Genomic DNA, 15,261 nt, shown 5'->3' on the forward strand with positions numbered 1-15,261 from the left:
TATACAATTAATCATTCGACCGCATACATACCAAGGTGCCTTGAGCCTGACCTGCAGTCTTGGCAAACAGGAATCCTAAGGAAATGAGATGGACGCACAGACAGACACGCCCCCCAAAGCCAGCGCCGAAACTGTGGCCGATGCGATTTCTCTGGCGATCCATGAACACCGCCTGGCCCCCGGTACCAAACTGGGCGAGGATGAACTGGCCGAGATTTACGGCATCTCGCGCACCGTTGTCCGGGCCGCACTGCAGGCGCTGTCTCATATCCGGTTGATTGATATCCAGCGCAATCGCGGGGCCTTTGTTGCAAAGCCGACATTGTCCGAAGCGCGCGAAGTGTTCGAAGCGCGCGAATTGCTGGAACCACGCACCGCCGCCTCTGCCGCGATACATGCGACGGAGGCTGATATTGCGCTGCTTGAACGCCACATCAACGATGAGCATGCCGCCCTTGCCGCCGCTGATCCCGGTCGTGCGTTGCATTTATCGGGCGTTTTTCACATCGAAATTGCTCGTATTGCTAATCAGGCCACGATTGCAGGCTTTGTTGAAACGCTGGTCGCCCGGTCGTCGCTGATTATCGCGCTTTATTGGCGGCGCGAAAGCGCGCTTTGTGAAAAGCACGCGCATCATGCATTGCTGCATGCCATTGCCGATGGCCATAGCGAACGCGCCGCCGATTTGATGCGCAGCCATCTGGTTGATCTGCACTCTGCCCTTGATTTGCGGGACAGATCAGCCCCCGCGCAATCCTTGAAAGAGGCCCTGCAACCATGACTATTCGCAATATGACGCTTGCCGATTTACAGCTTGTGCTTCACTGGGCCGCTTCCGAAGGTTGGAATCCCGGCCTTGATGATGCTGCGGCATTCATGGCCGCCGATCCGCAAGGGTTTTTCATCAAAGAGATTAAAGGCGTACCAGTCGCAGCAATCTCGGTGGTTAATCATACGGATCATTTCGCGTTTCTTGGGTTATACATTTGCCACCCAGACCACCGGGGTCAGGGCCACGGCTGGGACATCTGGCAAGCGGGCATGGCGCATGCGGGGTCGCGCACTGTCGGGCTGGATGGCGTGCCGGATCAGCAGGCGAATTATGCGAAATCGGGGTTTATCTACGCATCCCGGACAATCCGATATGAAGGAAATCTAAGCGCTGGCCAAGCCATTGATGTGGCACCATCGACGACAAAACTGTTGGCGGTAGACAAGGTGGCGACGGGTCTGAAACGCGTCGGATTTACGTCGGACTGGTTTGCGGACACCGCACACCGCAAGACGGTTGCGCACGGCGATGGCTATGCCACTTTCCGCAAATGCCAAGACGGCACCAAGATCGGCCCGCTCTATGCCAACACAGACGCAAAGGCCCGCGCGCTGCTTGCGGCCTGCCCTTGGGATGGTCCTGTCTATATTGATGTTCCGCAAGAGTGCACCGCGCTCACCGCATTGGTCACCCAGATGGGGTTTGCGCCAGTCTTTGAAACCGCACGCATGTACAAGGGCGCGCCGCCAGATGCGAAACCCCCGGCCTTTCACGCCATCGCGACGATGGAACTGGGTTAAAGCGTTATGCGAAAAACCTGTATCTGCTAACGCTGCCTGAAATCATAGATTTCAACGCGTTAGAGCATTTCGATTTATACCTGAATCACCAATCGCTGCCTTTCGCCTGCGGCTCAAACGCAATTGGTGATCTGTGATGTCTCAGGGTAAAACCGAAACGCCTTAGCAGATACGTCATGTCTCAGGTATTTCGTCAAACGCTATAGGCATCATCCACATAAGCGCGGATCACAGCGCGGCTGCCCTGCGCCCAGATCCCGGCCAACGCAGCGCAGAAGGCATCCGCAAACGCCGCATTCTCCGCAAGGTCGCCATAGATATGCGCCTGCTGTAGCCACAGCGCGGGCGTGTCGCACGCCGCTTTGGCGGTTTGTGTCAGCGCGTCCCATGCCGGATCGTTCGGGGCGATGGCCGTGCCATCTTCACGGGTACCCTCACACATTCGCGCCCAGAGCGCCTCGACCAGTGCCAACCCCTGGACTGGCGTTCCAGCGGCCAGCGCGTCACGCAAGATCGGCAGGATAAAGCCCGCGTGGCGGGATGAGCCGTCAAAGGCCACCCGGCGCGTCGTGTCGTGGATTTCTGGGTTGGCGAAACGGGTGCCGATCAGCGCCACATATTCCAGTGGGCCCATGCCCGGAACGGCATCGACCTGCGGTGCGATCTCTGTCCGTTCCACCTTTTCGAACAGCGCAAGGATATCCGGGTCCGCCATACAGCCGGCAATCGTTTCAATCGACAACAGCTCCCCTGCGTTGGCAAGGATCTGGTGACCCGCGTTCAGCATGCGGATTTTCATCGACTCGTAACTGTGCACGTCATCGGTCAGCGTCGCGCCCGCTTGTTCCCATGCGGGGCGACCGGCGCAGAACTTGTCTTCGATCACCCATTGGCGAAAATTCTCATGTGTAACGGGTGCTGCGTCAGCGATGCCCATGCCTTGCGCCAAGGCAATTTCCTTGGGGCCAGTCGCGGGCACGATGCAATCAACCATCGCATTGGGGAAGGTCACATTGGTTTCGATCCAATCCGCCAGTTCCGGGTCGTTCTGTTGGGCCAATGTGACAACGACCTTATGGGTCACATCGCCATTGCCCTGCAGGTTGTCACAGCTTTGCACGGTAAACGGCCCCTGCCCCGCATCGCGGCGCGCCTTGAGTGCGGCGATGATCGCGCCAAAGGCCGTGCGCGGTGTGGCAGGCTGCGCGATGTCATGCTGGATGTCATCATGCGACAGGTCGAGCTCCCCCGTGGCGGGGTCGTTATAATAGCCGCCCTCTGTCACTGTCAGCGATACGATCCGGATCGCGGGGTCTGACATACAGGCAATCAACGGTGCGTTGTCATCGGCCACAGGCAGAAAATCAATCATTGCGCCTGACACCTCTGCCGAGATGCCCGCAGGGTCCAGTTCGATCAATGTGGTCAGGTAGTCCTGTGCAGCCAGCTTGTCGCGCATGATGGCATCACCTGCACGTACACCAGCCCCGATGATCGCCCAGTCCTGCGCCTGACCATCCTGCATCAGCCGATGCAGATACCACGCCTGATGCGCCCGGTGGAAATTGCCCAACCCGATATGCACGATGCCGGGCGTCAGCGCCGTCCGGTCATAGGCGGGGCGCGTGATTTGCGCGGGTAAGTCAGACAGATGTGCGTTACACAGATCAATCATAATAGCCTCAGCGGTCTGTATTTTGGTTCAGTTCATCCAATTGCCGCCGTCGACATGAAATGTCTGGGCGACGATGTAGCGGGCTTCGTCTGTCGCAAGAAACACGGCCATTCCGGTCAGATCTTCGGCTGTTCCCATCCGTCCGAATGGGACCGCATCTGCGACTTCACGGCGTTTTTGACCGATTGGTTTGTCTTCATATTTCGCAAAAAACGCATCAACGCCCTCCCAATGTTCCCCATCGACGACGCCGGGGGCGATGGCGTTCACGTTAATCCCGTGGGGGATCAGGTTCAGCGCGGCGGATTGGGTCAGGCTGATGACGGCAGCCTTTGTGGCGCAATAGACAGCGACAAGCGGTTCACCCCGGCGGCCGGCCTGACTGGCCATATTGATGATCTTGCCGCCTGCATCCCGGTCAATCATGTGTTTGGCGACGGCCTGCATAGTGAATAGCGTGCCGCCGACGTTGATATCAAAGGCGCGCTGATAGTCCGCGCGGTCAATCTCAGCAATCGGGGCGGCGGTAAAGATCGCCGCGTTATTGATCAGGATGTCGATCTTGCCGAAGTGTTCCACCGTTGTTGCGACAGCGGCATCAATGCTGGCCTGATCGCTGACGTCTATTTTCACGGCGATTGCCGCGTCAGGGACCGCCTGATTGATATCATGCGCCGCGGCTTCTGCCCGTGCAAAATCAATATCGGCCAGCGCGACACGGGCCCCTTCGTTTGCATAGGTTTCTGCGAAGGCAAAGCCGATACCCCGCGCAGCCCCGGTGATCAGGGCAGATTGTCCCTGAAGACGTGTCATGCAATCCGCAGCCCCTGCGCATCAAAACGGTGGATCACATCGGCGCGTGGTGTCAGGAAAATCCGGTCACCGTGGTTAAAGCTGACCTCACCATCGGCCCGCACGGTGATCGTTTCGGCCAGACCTGTTTGGTGGATGTGAAAGAACGTATCAGACCCCAGATGCTCTGACACGCCGACGACACCGGACCAAAGACCGTCTTGGGCCGATACGTCGATATGTTCAGGACGCACGCCAATTGTCTGTGCGTTATGCTTGGCCGCTTCTTCACCCGCGATCAGGTTCATCGTGGGTGAACCGATAAAGCCCGCGACAAACAGATTGCGCGGCGCGCGGTAAAGGTCGAGCGGTGAACCCACCTGTTCAATATGCCCGGCGCGCAGCACGACAATCTTGTCAGCCATGGTCATGGCTTCAACCTGATCGTGGGTCACATAGACCATTGTGGTGGCAAGGCGCTTGTGCAGTTCCGAGATTTCCAGACGCATCCCGACGCGCAAGGCGGCGTCAAGGTTCGACAATGGTTCGTCAAACAAAAAGGCGGCAGGCTCGCGCACAATCGCACGGCCGATGGCGACACGCTGACGCTGGCCACCTGACAGCTGGCCCGGACGCCGGTCGATATAGTCGGCCAGGTTCAGCACCTTCGCCGCGCCATCGACGCGCCGGTCGATTTCAGCCTGATCAAGCTTTGCCATCCGCAACGGAAAGGCGATATTTTTACGCACCGACATATGCGGGTAAAGCGCATAGGATTGAAACACCATCGCCAGACCGCGTTTGGCAGGGGCGGTCTGCGTGGCATCGGCCCCATCAATTTCGATGGTCCCGGAAGAGGTATCCTCGAGCCCCGCGATCAGGCGCAGCAAAGTGGATTTCCCGCAGCCCGACGGGCCGACAAAGACCGTAAACTCGCCATCCTCGATCGTCAGATCCAGCGGTGGGATGACCTCCAGGTCGCCAAAGCTTTTCGTGACTTGCTTGAGTTGAATGCGTCCCATGGTTCGTATCCCTTATTTTACCGCGCCAAAGGTCAGACCGCGGACGAGTTGTTTCTGGCTGAACCAGCCAAGGATGAGGATTGGCGCAATGGCCATGGTCGAGGCCGCGCTAAGCTTTGCGTAGAACAGACCCTCTGGGCTGGAATAACTGGCAATGAAAGCTGTCAGCGGTGCGGCGTTTGCAGCAGTCAGGTTCAGCGTCCAGAATGCCTCGTTCCAGGCGAGGATGAAGTTGAGCAGCACCGTCGATGCAATGCCCGGTATTGCCATCGGGGTCAGCACATAGAGGATTTCCTCTTTCAATGCGGCCCCGTCCATGCGGGCGGCTTCCAGAATTTCGCCGGGGATTTCGCGGAAGTAAGTGTACAACATCCAGACGATGATCGGCAGGTTGATCAGCATGATCACGATCACCAGACCGATCAGACTATCCAGCATCCCTGCCCGGATAAACAGCAGGTAAATCGGATAGAGCACGCCCACAGCAGGCAGCATCTTGGTCGAGAGCATCCAGAGCAGAATATCCTTGGTCCGGCGCGAGGGCACAAAGGCCATCGACCAGGCGGCGGGCACTGCGATGATCACGCCCAGCAGGGTAGATCCCCCCGCGATGATGATCGAATTCCATAAGAACCGCCCGTAGTTCGACCGTTCCAACACGACGCCGTAGTTGTCCAATGTCCAGTCGAAGAACATGAAGACCGGCGGATCGCTGATCGCCTGCGCCTCTGTCTTGAAGCTGGTGAGGATGGTCCAGAGGATCGGGAAGAAGATCAGCAGTCCCACGGCCCAGGCCAGAAGGGTGTTGATTGCTTTGCGCTGGTTTGTGACAGATCGTGCCATGTCAGTATCTCCCGTCCGGGCTTTGGGCCGGGACCTCGAAATCAGGGCTGGGGTGAAGGTCCCGGATCAGGTCCGGGACACGCGGGGCAATGTAATCAAGCATCGAGATTTTTCCCCACGATCCGCATCAGGAAGATCGCGACGATATTCGCAAGGATGATGGCATAGACGCCGCCCGCCGATCCCAGACCGATGTTCTGGCTTTCCAGCACACGCTGATAAATCAGGTAGGTCAGCGTCCGGGTCCCGAAGGCACCACCGGTGGTCACGAAAATCTCTGCAAAGATCGAGAGAAGGAAAATCGTCTGGATCAGGACAACAATGGTGATCGCCCTGCCCAGATGCGGCAGCACGATATACCAAAAGCGCGATGTTACGGGTGCACCGTCCATTTCAGCCGCTTCCAGCTGTTCGCTGTCCAGCGACTGAATCGCGGTCAGCAGGATCAGTGTCGCAAAGGGCAGCCACTGCCAAGAGACGATCATCACGATAGAGGTCAGCGGCACGCTGCTCAGCCATTCGACCGGCTGTGCGCCGAAAAATTTCCAAAGATGGGCGAACAACCCGTTCACCGGATCCATGAACATGTTTTTCCAGACAAGGGCTGAAACGGTTGGCATGACAAAGAACGGAGCGATGACAAGAATGCGGACGACCCCCTGCCCCCACATCGGCTGGTCGAGCAACATGGCGAGAAAAACGCCGAGCACGACCGTGATAATCAGGACGCCGCCAACAAGGATCAGTGTTGTCTGAACCGAAGGCCAGAAGGCGCTGGAGCTTAGGAAGCGGCCGAAGTTTTCAAATCCGACAAAGCCCTGATCGCCGCCACGCAGCGGCAGATAGCTTCGGAAGGAAAACCAGAGTGTCATCATAAGCGGCACCAGCATCCAGGCAAGAAGCAGGACCACGGCGGGTGCCATCATGACGCGTGCAGCTGATCGGGATGCTTTGGTGGCCATCGGAGAATACCTCATTCGGGCGGACGCGGAATACGGCGGAAGGTCACGGAAACGACAAGGGGTCAGAGGGGCGCCATTTATCGCCCCTCTGGAGTGTTGGAAGAGGCCTAGTAGCCTGCGGCTTCCATTTCTTCGGCGGTGATCGCCTGCGCTTTTTCAAGCGCTTCTTCGACGGTCTGCTGCCCTGCATAAGCGGCCGAGAATTCCTGACTTACCTGCGAGGCAATACCAGCAAATTCGGGGATCGCAGCAAATTGGACACCAACATATGGCACCGGGTCAACCGTGGGGTTGTTCGGATCTGCCGACAGGATCGAGTCCAGGGTCTTTTGCGCAAAGGGCACAGCCAGATAATCGGGGTTCTCGTACAGCGATGTCCGTGCACCCGGAGGCACATTGGCCCAGCCTTCATTTTCGGCAACCAGCTCAATATAGTCTTTCGAGGTGGCCCATTCGATGAACTCTTTCGCCGCGTCTTCTTGCTGCGTACCGGCAGGGATTGCCAGCGCCCAAGCCCAGAGCCAGTTCGCATTCTTACCCAGCCCGGTGTTCGGGGCCAGCGCAAAGCCGACGCTGTCAGCCACGGTGGAATCTTCGGCGTTGGTCACGAAAGATGCCGCAACGGTGGCGTCGATCCACATGCCGCATTTGCCCTGCTGGAACAACGAAAGGTTTTCGTTGAAACCGTTCGTCGCATATCCCGGAGGACCGGATTCATCCATCAGGTCTTTGAAGAAATTGACGGTGTTGGCCCATGCGTCTGAATCGAATTGCGGGGTCCAGTTTTCGTCAAACCAGCGCGCACCAAAAGAGTTGCTGATCGCTGTGATCAGGGCACCACCCTCACCCCAACCAGCTTTGCCGCGCAGGCAGATACCGTTGATTTCATTGTCGCGATCCGTCATCGCCGCAGCGGCTTCGCGGATGAATTCCCATGTTGGGCTGTCAGGCATTTCCAGCCCGGCTGCATCCATCAGGTCGGTGCGATACATGATCATCGAGCTTTCGCCGTAGAACGGTGCCGCATAAAGGGTGCCATCGTGGCTCAGCCCGTTGGCCATCGCAGGCAGGATATCGTCTGCGTCATATTCATCTGACAGATCATCCAATGGCACGAGCCAGCCGTTCGCGCCCCAGATCGGGGTTTCATACATGCCGATAGTCATGATGTCGAACTGCCCACCATTGGTGGTGATGTCCGTGGTCACACGTTGGCGCAGCACGTTTTCTTCCAGTGTTACCCACTCGACATTGATGCCGGTCTCTTCGGTGAATTGATCCGTATAGCCCTGCATCCGGATCATGTCGCCGTTGTTGACGGTCGCAATCGTGATTGTTTGGCTGTGGCTATCTGCGTGGGCGGCGATACTTGCCGATATGGCGATCACATTCGCCGCGCATAACGCGGTTCTCATAGACATCCTGTTCCTCCCTAAAGTTTTGGATGTTGTGCGATCACCCTAGGGGTGTGAATGGCGGGCGTCAACAAAAAACTTTACGCGCGGTAATTTTATGCGGATTGGCGCATGACCAGCCGCCCGTCGAACAACGTTCGGGCAGTTTTTATTGGCTCACCGTTGATCGCGGCGACCAGCGTTTCCACTGCGCGGGCCGCGACCGCGTCGTAATCCTGCGCGATTGTTGTCAGTGCAGGACAAGTATAGCGCGAAAAAGGGTGGTCGTCTTGCCCTGCGATGCGAATATCACAATCGGGCTTTAAACCAACCCGCACACCCTGTTCATAGCTGGCCGCCAGCAGCCCAATCGCCAGTCGGTCATTGCTGCACAGAATCGTATTGGTCTTGAAAAAACCATCGGCCAGTGCCGCGCCCCCGCCCCGCTTGCCGATTTCCTCAATGGACCAGCCTTCGCCGTCGATTTTGACGACCTGCGGGTCTTGGCCCAGCCGCTCCATCGCGGTGAGATAGGCCATGCGCCGTTTGTTGGCATTGGGGTTGGCGGGGTTCTTCATCTCAAGCAGACAAGGCGGTTCGCCCGTGCGACACAGGTAATCGACCATCTGATCGGCGAAATTCTGGCTGTTGGAACCGACAAAGGCGCGCCCAACCCCATCCATCGCCGAATCGAACAGCACTGTTGGCACATCGGCGCAGAATCTCTCGATTGCTTTGCGGTCAGACAGACGGCCCAGCGGTGCCAGCAATACCCCTGCCGGTTTCAGCGCCCGCAATTCATCTAAAATCTCGGCTTCCAGATGCGGTTGCCCGTGCGCGGAATACAGAACCGGCTGATAACCGGCGGCGATGCAGCGATGTTCGAGGTTCCGCGCCACCTCAGCAAAGAACGGGTCTGCCAGAAACGGCACAAGGATCCCGATGTTCTTGGTCGCCTTGCGATTCTGATTCACCGCAAAGACATTCGGACGATAGTCATAGCGGTCCAGCGCCTGCTCGATCCGGGCGCGGGTGGTTGCGCGCACGCTGTCAGGATCGTTGAAATACTTGGACAGCGTCGGACGCGATATCCCACTGACAGCGGCGAACTCTTCCATATTCCTGATCTTTTCGCCGGCCATCACCCTGCTCCTTAATTTTTGTATAGTTTACCACATGCGTAGAACTTTACAAACTTATCGCGCGCAAAGCGCAGTACCGTCACAAATCGTTGTATAGAGGCAGCGTCATCGCATACGCCCCTGACGGCTACGGGCGCGTCATCAAAGTATACAATGGCATACGGCCTTCCCGTCCCGCATGATTTGCGTTATGGGGTCGGCAGAATCCTAGCAATGCGGAGGGACAAGATGTCCAAGATCAAGGTAGCCAACCCAATTGTCGAGATGGACGGGGACGAGATGACCCGGATCATCTGGGACTTTATCAAGCAAAAGCTGATCCTGCCCTATCTGGATGTCGATCTGCTTTACTATGACCTCGGCATTGAAGAGCGTGACCGGACCGAAGACCAGATCACCATCGACGCTGCCGAAAAGACCAAAGAAGTCGGCGTTGCGGTTAAATGTGCGACCATCACCCCTGATGAGGCACGTGTTGAAGAATTCGGCCTGAAAAAGATGTGGCGCAGCCCCAACGGCACGATCCGCAACATTCTGGGCGGTGTTGTGTTCCGCGAACCGATCATCTGTTCCAACGTGCCCCGTCTGGTGCCCGGCTGGACCCAGCCGATTATCATTGGACGCCACGCCTTTGGTGACCAGTACCGCGCCACAGACATGAAGTTCCCCGGGCCCGGCAAACTGTCGATGAAATTCGTGGGCGAAGACGGCACCGTGGAAGAGCATGAAGTCTTCGACGCGCCCTCCTCTGGCGTGTTCATGTCGATGTATAACCTCGACAAATCCATCGAAGATTTCGCACGTGCCTCGTTCAATTACGGGCTCAAGCGGAACTACCCGGTCTACCTGTCCACCAAGAACACCATCATGAAGCAATATGATGGCCAGTTCATGCTGATCTTCCAACGCATCTTTGACGCGGAATTCGCAGATCAGTTCAAAGAAGCCGGCCTGACGTATGAGCACCGGCTGATCGACGACATGGTCGCATCCGCAATGAAATGGTCTGGCGGTTATGTCTGGGCTTGTAAGAACTATGACGGCGACGTGCAGTCTGACACCGTGGCACAGGGCTTTGGATCGCTTGGCCTGATGACATCGCAGCTGATGACGCCCGATGGGAAAATCGTCGAGTCCGAAGCCGCACACGGCACCGTCACCCGCCACTACCGCCAGCATCAGGCAGGTCAGGCGACCTCGACCAACTCCATCGCGTCGATCTTTGCCTGGACCGGCGGGCTGAAGCACCGCGCGAAACTTGACGAAAACGCGCAACTGAAAAGCTTTGCCGAAACGTTGGAAAAGGTCATCGTTGATACGGTCGAAAGTGGCTTCATGACCAAAGATCTGGCCCTGCTGGTCGGCCCCGATCAGAAATGGCTGACCACTGAAGGTTTCCTCGAAAAGATCGACGAGAACCTGAACAAAGCAATGTAAGCAAAAGGGCTGGCAATCTTGCCGGGGGTAGAAATATCCGCAGAAAAAATTCTGCGCCTGACATTGGAAGCCCGCACCTCACCGTGCGGGCTTTTTCTATGTGAAGGGTTAAGGCGCTATAAAACCCGCTCCGCTGAATGTTTCCCGCATCAACTCTAAACTACAATGCGCCCGTGGTTCCAAACCCTGCCCCTAGGCAAGCCCGCACCGGCTTGCTACCACCGCCCCACGTATCACCAAAGGGAGGCTACAGAATGCGCCGAAAACTTGCTGCCGGAAACTGGAAGATGAACGGGCTGCGCGCTGACCTTGCCACCCTGCACACATTGGCAGAGCGTCATAGCGCGGCGCAGGTCGATATCCTGCTTTGCCCGCCTGCAACCCTGATCGGTGCCTGCACTGACCTGCCCTTTGCCATTGGCGGGCAGGATTGCCATCCCAACACCTCTGGCGCACATACGGGCGATATCAGTGCGGCAATGCTCGCCGATGCAGGGGCGAGCCATGTGATCACCGGCCATTCCGAACGACGCGCCGATCACGGCGAAACAGATGCCACCGTCGCCGCCAAATCGCAGGCCGCCTATGATGCTGGTTTGCAAGCGGTCATCTGTATCGGCGAAACACTGAATGAACGCGAGACAGGCAAGACGCTCTCCGTCATCGACCAGCAGCTTGCAGGGTCTATCCCCGACAGCTCCAGTGCCGCCAACACCATCATCGCCTATGAGCCCGTCTGGGCCATCGGCACCGGCAAGGTCCCTACGCTGGATCAAATCGGCGAGGTGCACGCCCATATCCGCGCGCGGTTGACCGCAAGGTTCAGCGATGGGGATGATATGCGCATTTTGTACGGCGGCTCGGTCAAAGGCAGCAACGCGGCTGACATCTTTGGCGTTGCAGATGTTGACGGCGCACTTGTGGGCGGGGCCAGCCTGAAGGCCGATGATTTTTCACCGATCATCAGCGCGCTTGAAGCCAGCGCATAGCCCACGGGCACGAAAAAAGGGCGGTCCCCGATCATGGGGGCCGCCCTTTTATATAGCTACACCACAGTCAGTTCACGATGATCTCTGGCCCCATAAAGAGCGTAGGCAAGAAGGTCGAGATGACCGGCACATAGGTGATCAGGATCAGGAAGACGAAAAGTACGGCGAGGAACGGCAACGCCGCACGCACCACCGCGATCATCGGCATACTGGCGACACCGGAGGTCACGAACAGGTTCAGCCCCACCGGTGGCGTGATCATCCCGATTTCCATATTCACCACCATGATGATCCCCAGATGGATCGGGTCGATCCCCAGTTCCATCGCAATCGGAAACACCAGCGGGGCCACGATCACGATCAGGCCAGAAGGTTCCATGAACTGCCCGCCGATCAGCAGGATCACATTGACCATGATCAGGAACATGATCGGCCCAAGCCCCGCATCCAGCATCATGCTCGCGATATGTTGCGGGATCTGCTCATCCGTCAGCACGTGTTTCAACAGCAACGCATTGGCGATGATGAACATCAGCGTGATGGTCAGCTTGCCGCCTTCGAACAATGTCTCGCGGGTGTCGCGGTGAAAAAAGGCAGTGACCAGCGCCCAGGGTTTCTGGAACAGGGTCGCCTTCTGCGGCACCGCCGCCGCTGACAGGCTGATGGCATTGCCCTGATAGATCGCACCATCCGCATCCCGCGCGGCCAGCGGCCCCATATCGCGATAGATAAAGGTGGCTACGACGAAGGCATAAACCGCAGCAACCGCTGCCGCCTCTGTCGGGGTGAAGGCACCGCCCTGCCAATAGATCAGGCTTAGCCCTTCTTCAAAGCGGATCCACGGATGCCCATAGATGCCGCCCATGATGATCACGATCAGCAGCAGCCCCCAGAGCGCGTCTAGGAAACTGTCAAAAACTTCGCGCCAGCCCAACCATTCGCCCTTGGGCATGTTTTTGATCCGGGCCATCACATAAATCGTTACCATCAGCATGACACCGGCCATCACGCCGGGGATGACGCCTGCAAGAAACATACGCCCAACAGACACATCGGTGGCCGAGGCATAGACCACCATCACAATGCTGGGCGGGATCAGAATACCCAGTGTGCCTGCGTTACAGATCACGCCAGCGGCGAATTCCTTGGTATAGCCAACCTGCGTCATCGCGGCGATCACGATTGATCCGATTGCCACCACGGTGGCTGGTGACGATCCCGACAAGGCCGCAAACATCATGCAGGCAAAAACGCCCGCGATCGCCAGACCGCCCTGCAAATGGCCCACACAGGCAATGGCAAAGCGGATGATCCGTTTCGCCACGCCCCCGGTCGACATGAAGGACGAGGCCAGCACAAAGAACGGAATGGCCAGCAGCGTGTAATGCCCCGCCATCGCCAGATACATCGACTGCGCCACAGCAGCGAGTGAGGTATCGGAAAAACCCAGCATGAAAATGATCGAACTGACACCCAGCGCCACGGCAATCGGCACGCCGATCAGCAACAGGCCCACGATCATCAAAAACAGAAGTGCGACTTCCATCGGCTCAGGCCTCCTTTTTCAGCTTGGCGGCGGCGTCTTCGACCGCATCTTCGGCTTCATGGCTAACGATCAGGCTTTCGGCCGCACCGGTCCAGACTCGCCAGACGGCCTGACAGACACGGAACAAAATCAGCACCGCAGCAATCGGCAGGATTGTATAGGGAATGACGCGGGGCATTTTGGAATAGCGGTCGCCATAGTTGATCCAGTCTTCCAGAAACCGCAGCCATTCAGGCATTGGGATCTGGTCGGTTTCGAAAAAACTGCGCCCGCGCGCGGCGGTATCAAAGCCGGTGGGAAACCAGCGACCCGTGGTCGGTGGCAGCTCTGCGAAGGGGGCCCATTGATCCCAGGCCCCTTTCAGTAACAGCATGGCGTAGAAAATCGTAATGACCCCGGCAATCAAAGCAACGGCTTTGCGCGGCCCCGGCGGCAGCAGGTTGGTGATCGCATCCACGCCCAGATGCGCGGTTACCTTAAACCCATAGGAGATGCCAAACAGCACCAGCCACGCAAACAGGACCAGCACGACCTCAAGGCTCCAGATGATGGAACTGTTGAAACCATAGCGCAGGATGACATTTGCGAATGTCAGCATGGTCATCAAGCCAAGGATCAAGGCTATAGCAGTTTCTTCGACTCCATTCACCGCACGGCCCACAGGCCCCTTTGGCGCATATTTACTGCTCATGATCCCTCCCCCGAACTGGCAGAAAGGCGGCCCGACTTTTCCGGGCCGCCGTGACGACTTACAAAGAGTCGTTAATAGCCTGTGCGGCGTCGATGTTTTCCTGGCCTACTTCCTCAGCAAACTGGGTCCAGACCGGCTTCATCGCGTTCACCCAGACAGCGCGCTGTTCAGGCGTCAGGGTGCGCACGACACCGCCGGCGTCGATGATCGCCTGTTTGGCCTCTTGGTTCACGCGAGCGGATTCGGCGTTGCGGGTCTCAGTCACCTCTTCCAAGATCGTCAGGAACTGGTCGCGGGTATCGGCATCCAAGCTGTCCAGCCAATCAACGCTGGCCACCACCAGATAGTCGAGAATGCCGTGGTTGGTCTCGGTGATACCGTCCTGCACCTCAAAGAACTTCTGGCCATAGATGTTCGACCAGGTGTTTTCCTGACCGTCCACAACGCCGGTTTGCAGCGCACCGTAGACTTCGGCAAAGGCCATCGGCTGCGGGCTTGCACCCAGTGCGGACATCTGCGCGACCAGAACGTCAGAAGGCTGCACGCGGAATTTCAGACCGTTGGCGTCCGAAGGTGCTTCCAGTGGCACGTTGGCGCTGATTTGCTTCATGCCATTGTGCCAGAACTGCAGGCCCTGCAGTCCACGGCGCTGCATCGAGTCCTTCATCGCCTGACCGGCCTCAGAGGCCTGAAACGCGTCGACGGCTTCGACGCTGGCGAACATGAATGGCAGGTCGAACAGACGATAGGATTTGGTGATCGACTCAAACAGCGACAGCGACGGTGCGGCCAGTTGCACGTCCCCGCGCAGCATCGCTTCGATGACCTGCTCATCTGTATAAAGGGTCGAGTTGGGGAACACCTCCATACACATTGTGCCGTCCATTTCGGCATTGACGCGCTCGGCCAGCAGCGTGGCGGCGATACCCTTTGGGTGACGGTCGGTATTGGTCACATGGCTGAACTTGACGACGATCTCGCCATCATCGCAGCCCATTGTGTCCGCCTGTGCGCTCGCCGCAATCAGCGACATGGAAACAGCCGCAGCAGCGGCTTTCAAAAAGGTCATGAGATTCCCTCCCGTGGAAAAAGAAGTGTCCAGATGGACACATGCAGCGAATAGATGCACCGGCCCGGACAACAGCAAGACTCTTTTTCAAACGGAAACTTCGACGTTTAAAATACTGATAAATATA

Annotated in this window: 14 protein-coding genes; 4 read left to right on the forward strand and 10 right to left on the reverse strand. The window is 57.6% G+C overall.

What is annotated here, in order from left to right:
- The first annotated feature begins 88 nt into the window (after positions 1-88).
- Both ACJ5NV_RS11845 and ACJ5NV_RS11850 read left to right on the forward strand, forming a co-directional pair.
- A complete protein-coding gene (locus tag ACJ5NV_RS11845; RefSeq protein WP_411643946.1) occupies positions 89-781 on the forward strand; it encodes a GntR family transcriptional regulator in 693 nt (230 codons plus the stop codon).
- Positions 778-1,572 (forward strand): GNAT family N-acetyltransferase, encoded by a 795-nt coding sequence (locus ACJ5NV_RS11850; RefSeq protein WP_411643948.1) that lies wholly within the window; start codon positions 778-780, stop codon positions 1,570-1,572. Before ACJ5NV_RS11845 ends, ACJ5NV_RS11850 begins: the two co-directional genes overlap by 4 nt.
- A 193-nt stretch (positions 1,573-1,765) precedes the next feature.
- On the opposite strand, the gene ACJ5NV_RS11855 is transcribed toward ACJ5NV_RS11850, so the two are convergent.
- From ACJ5NV_RS11855 to ACJ5NV_RS11885, 7 genes are all read right to left on the reverse strand, one after another.
- Entirely contained in the window at positions 1,766-3,247 is a 1,482-nt protein-coding gene (locus tag ACJ5NV_RS11855; protein ID WP_411643949.1) for a mannitol dehydrogenase family protein, read from the reverse strand.
- A 27-nt stretch (positions 3,248-3,274) separates the two neighbouring features.
- Positions 3,275-4,060, reverse strand: coding sequence for an L-iditol 2-dehydrogenase (locus tag ACJ5NV_RS11860; RefSeq protein WP_411643950.1), 786 nt, complete (start codon positions 4,058-4,060; stop codon positions 3,275-3,277).
- Entirely contained in the window at positions 4,057-5,061 is a 1,005-nt protein-coding gene (locus tag ACJ5NV_RS11865; RefSeq protein ID WP_411643951.1) for an ABC transporter ATP-binding protein, read from the reverse strand. Before ACJ5NV_RS11865 ends, ACJ5NV_RS11860 begins: the two co-directional genes overlap by 4 nt.
- 12 nt (positions 5,062-5,073) lie before the next feature.
- Positions 5,074-5,904, reverse strand: coding sequence for a carbohydrate ABC transporter permease (locus ACJ5NV_RS11870; RefSeq protein WP_411643953.1), 831 nt, complete (start codon positions 5,902-5,904; stop codon positions 5,074-5,076).
- 95 nt (positions 5,905-5,999) lie between these two features.
- Positions 6,000-6,866 carry a carbohydrate ABC transporter permease gene (locus ACJ5NV_RS11875; RefSeq protein WP_411643955.1) on the reverse strand — a complete coding sequence of 289 codons (867 nt, stop codon included), beginning with the start codon at positions 6,864-6,866 and terminating at the stop codon, positions 6,000-6,002.
- 107 nt (positions 6,867-6,973) lie between these two features.
- Positions 6,974-8,287, reverse strand: a complete 1,314-nt coding sequence (locus ACJ5NV_RS11880; RefSeq protein WP_411643956.1) for an ABC transporter substrate-binding protein — start codon at positions 8,285-8,287, stop codon at positions 6,974-6,976.
- A gap of 89 nt (positions 8,288-8,376) precedes the next feature.
- Complete coding sequence (locus tag ACJ5NV_RS11885; protein ID WP_411643957.1) at positions 8,377-9,402, reverse strand: LacI family DNA-binding transcriptional regulator; 1,026 nt, start codon at positions 9,400-9,402, stop codon at positions 8,377-8,379.
- Positions 9,403-9,630: 228 nt separating this feature from the next.
- Between ACJ5NV_RS11885 and ACJ5NV_RS11890 the strand changes: the two genes are divergently transcribed.
- Both ACJ5NV_RS11890 and tpiA read left to right on the forward strand, forming a co-directional pair.
- On the forward strand, positions 9,631-10,839 hold the full coding sequence (locus tag ACJ5NV_RS11890) for an NADP-dependent isocitrate dehydrogenase (protein ID WP_411643959.1): 1,209 nt from the start codon (positions 9,631-9,633) through the stop codon (positions 10,837-10,839).
- A gap of 254 nt (positions 10,840-11,093) precedes the next feature.
- A complete protein-coding gene (gene tpiA, locus ACJ5NV_RS11895) occupies positions 11,094-11,828 on the forward strand; it encodes a triose-phosphate isomerase (RefSeq protein WP_411643960.1) in 735 nt (244 codons plus the stop codon).
- Between the two features lie 67 nt (positions 11,829-11,895).
- On the opposite strand, the gene ACJ5NV_RS11900 is transcribed toward tpiA, so the two are convergent.
- The 3 genes from ACJ5NV_RS11900 to ACJ5NV_RS11910 are packed head-to-tail and all read right to left on the reverse strand — an operon-like array spanning position 11,896 to position 15,134.
- Positions 11,896-13,374, reverse strand: a complete 1,479-nt coding sequence (locus tag ACJ5NV_RS11900) for a TRAP transporter large permease (RefSeq protein ID WP_411643962.1) — start codon at positions 13,372-13,374, stop codon at positions 11,896-11,898.
- A 4-nt stretch (positions 13,375-13,378) separates the two neighbouring features.
- Complete coding sequence (locus tag ACJ5NV_RS11905; protein ID WP_411643963.1) at positions 13,379-14,065, reverse strand: TRAP transporter small permease; 687 nt, start codon at positions 14,063-14,065, stop codon at positions 13,379-13,381.
- Between the two features lie 58 nt (positions 14,066-14,123).
- Positions 14,124-15,134: a DctP family TRAP transporter solute-binding subunit gene (locus ACJ5NV_RS11910; RefSeq protein ID WP_411643965.1), complete on the reverse strand. Its 1,011-nt coding sequence runs from the start codon at positions 15,132-15,134 to the stop codon at positions 14,124-14,126.
- Positions 15,135-15,261 lie beyond the last annotated feature (127 nt).

The sequence above is a fragment of the Loktanella agnita genome, from assembly GCF_046640325.1.
GTDB lineage: Bacteria > Pseudomonadota > Alphaproteobacteria > Rhodobacterales > Rhodobacteraceae > Yoonia > Yoonia agnita.

Excerpts from the sequence above, each read along its gene's own strand:
- ACJ5NV_RS11900 (WP_411643962.1), bottom strand. The coding sequence starts at position 13,374 with ATGGAAGTCGCACTTCTGTTTTTGATGATCGTGGGCCTGTTGCTGATC.
- tpiA (WP_411643960.1), top strand. The coding sequence starts at position 11,094 with ATGCGCCGAAAACTTGCTGCCGGAAACTGGAAGATGAACGGGCTGCGC.
- ACJ5NV_RS11860 (WP_411643950.1), bottom strand. The coding sequence starts at position 4,060 with ATGACACGTCTTCAGGGACAATCTGCCCTGATCACCGGGGCTGCGCGG.
- ACJ5NV_RS11885 (WP_411643957.1), bottom strand. The coding sequence starts at position 9,402 with ATGGCCGGCGAAAAGATCAGGAATATGGAAGAGTTCGCCGCTGTCAGT.
- ACJ5NV_RS11855 (WP_411643949.1), bottom strand. The coding sequence starts at position 3,247 with ATGATTGATCTGTGTAACGCACATCTGTCTGACTTACCCGCGCAAATC.
- ACJ5NV_RS11870 (WP_411643953.1), bottom strand. The coding sequence starts at position 5,904 with ATGGCACGATCTGTCACAAACCAGCGCAAAGCAATCAACACCCTTCTG.
- ACJ5NV_RS11850 (WP_411643948.1), top strand. The coding sequence starts at position 778 with ATGACTATTCGCAATATGACGCTTGCCGATTTACAGCTTGTGCTTCAC.
- ACJ5NV_RS11910 (WP_411643965.1), bottom strand. The coding sequence starts at position 15,134 with ATGACCTTTTTGAAAGCCGCTGCTGCGGCTGTTTCCATGTCGCTGATT.
- ACJ5NV_RS11875 (WP_411643955.1), bottom strand. The coding sequence starts at position 6,866 with ATGGCCACCAAAGCATCCCGATCAGCTGCACGCGTCATGATGGCACCC.
- ACJ5NV_RS11880 (WP_411643956.1), bottom strand. The coding sequence starts at position 8,287 with ATGTCTATGAGAACCGCGTTATGCGCGGCGAATGTGATCGCCATATCG.
- ACJ5NV_RS11905 (WP_411643963.1), bottom strand. The coding sequence starts at position 14,065 with ATGAGCAGTAAATATGCGCCAAAGGGGCCTGTGGGCCGTGCGGTGAAT.
- ACJ5NV_RS11865 (WP_411643951.1), bottom strand. The coding sequence starts at position 5,061 with ATGGGACGCATTCAACTCAAGCAAGTCACGAAAAGCTTTGGCGACCTG.
- ACJ5NV_RS11845 (WP_411643946.1), top strand. The coding sequence starts at position 89 with ATGGACGCACAGACAGACACGCCCCCCAAAGCCAGCGCCGAAACTGTG.
- ACJ5NV_RS11890 (WP_411643959.1), top strand. The coding sequence starts at position 9,631 with ATGTCCAAGATCAAGGTAGCCAACCCAATTGTCGAGATGGACGGGGAC.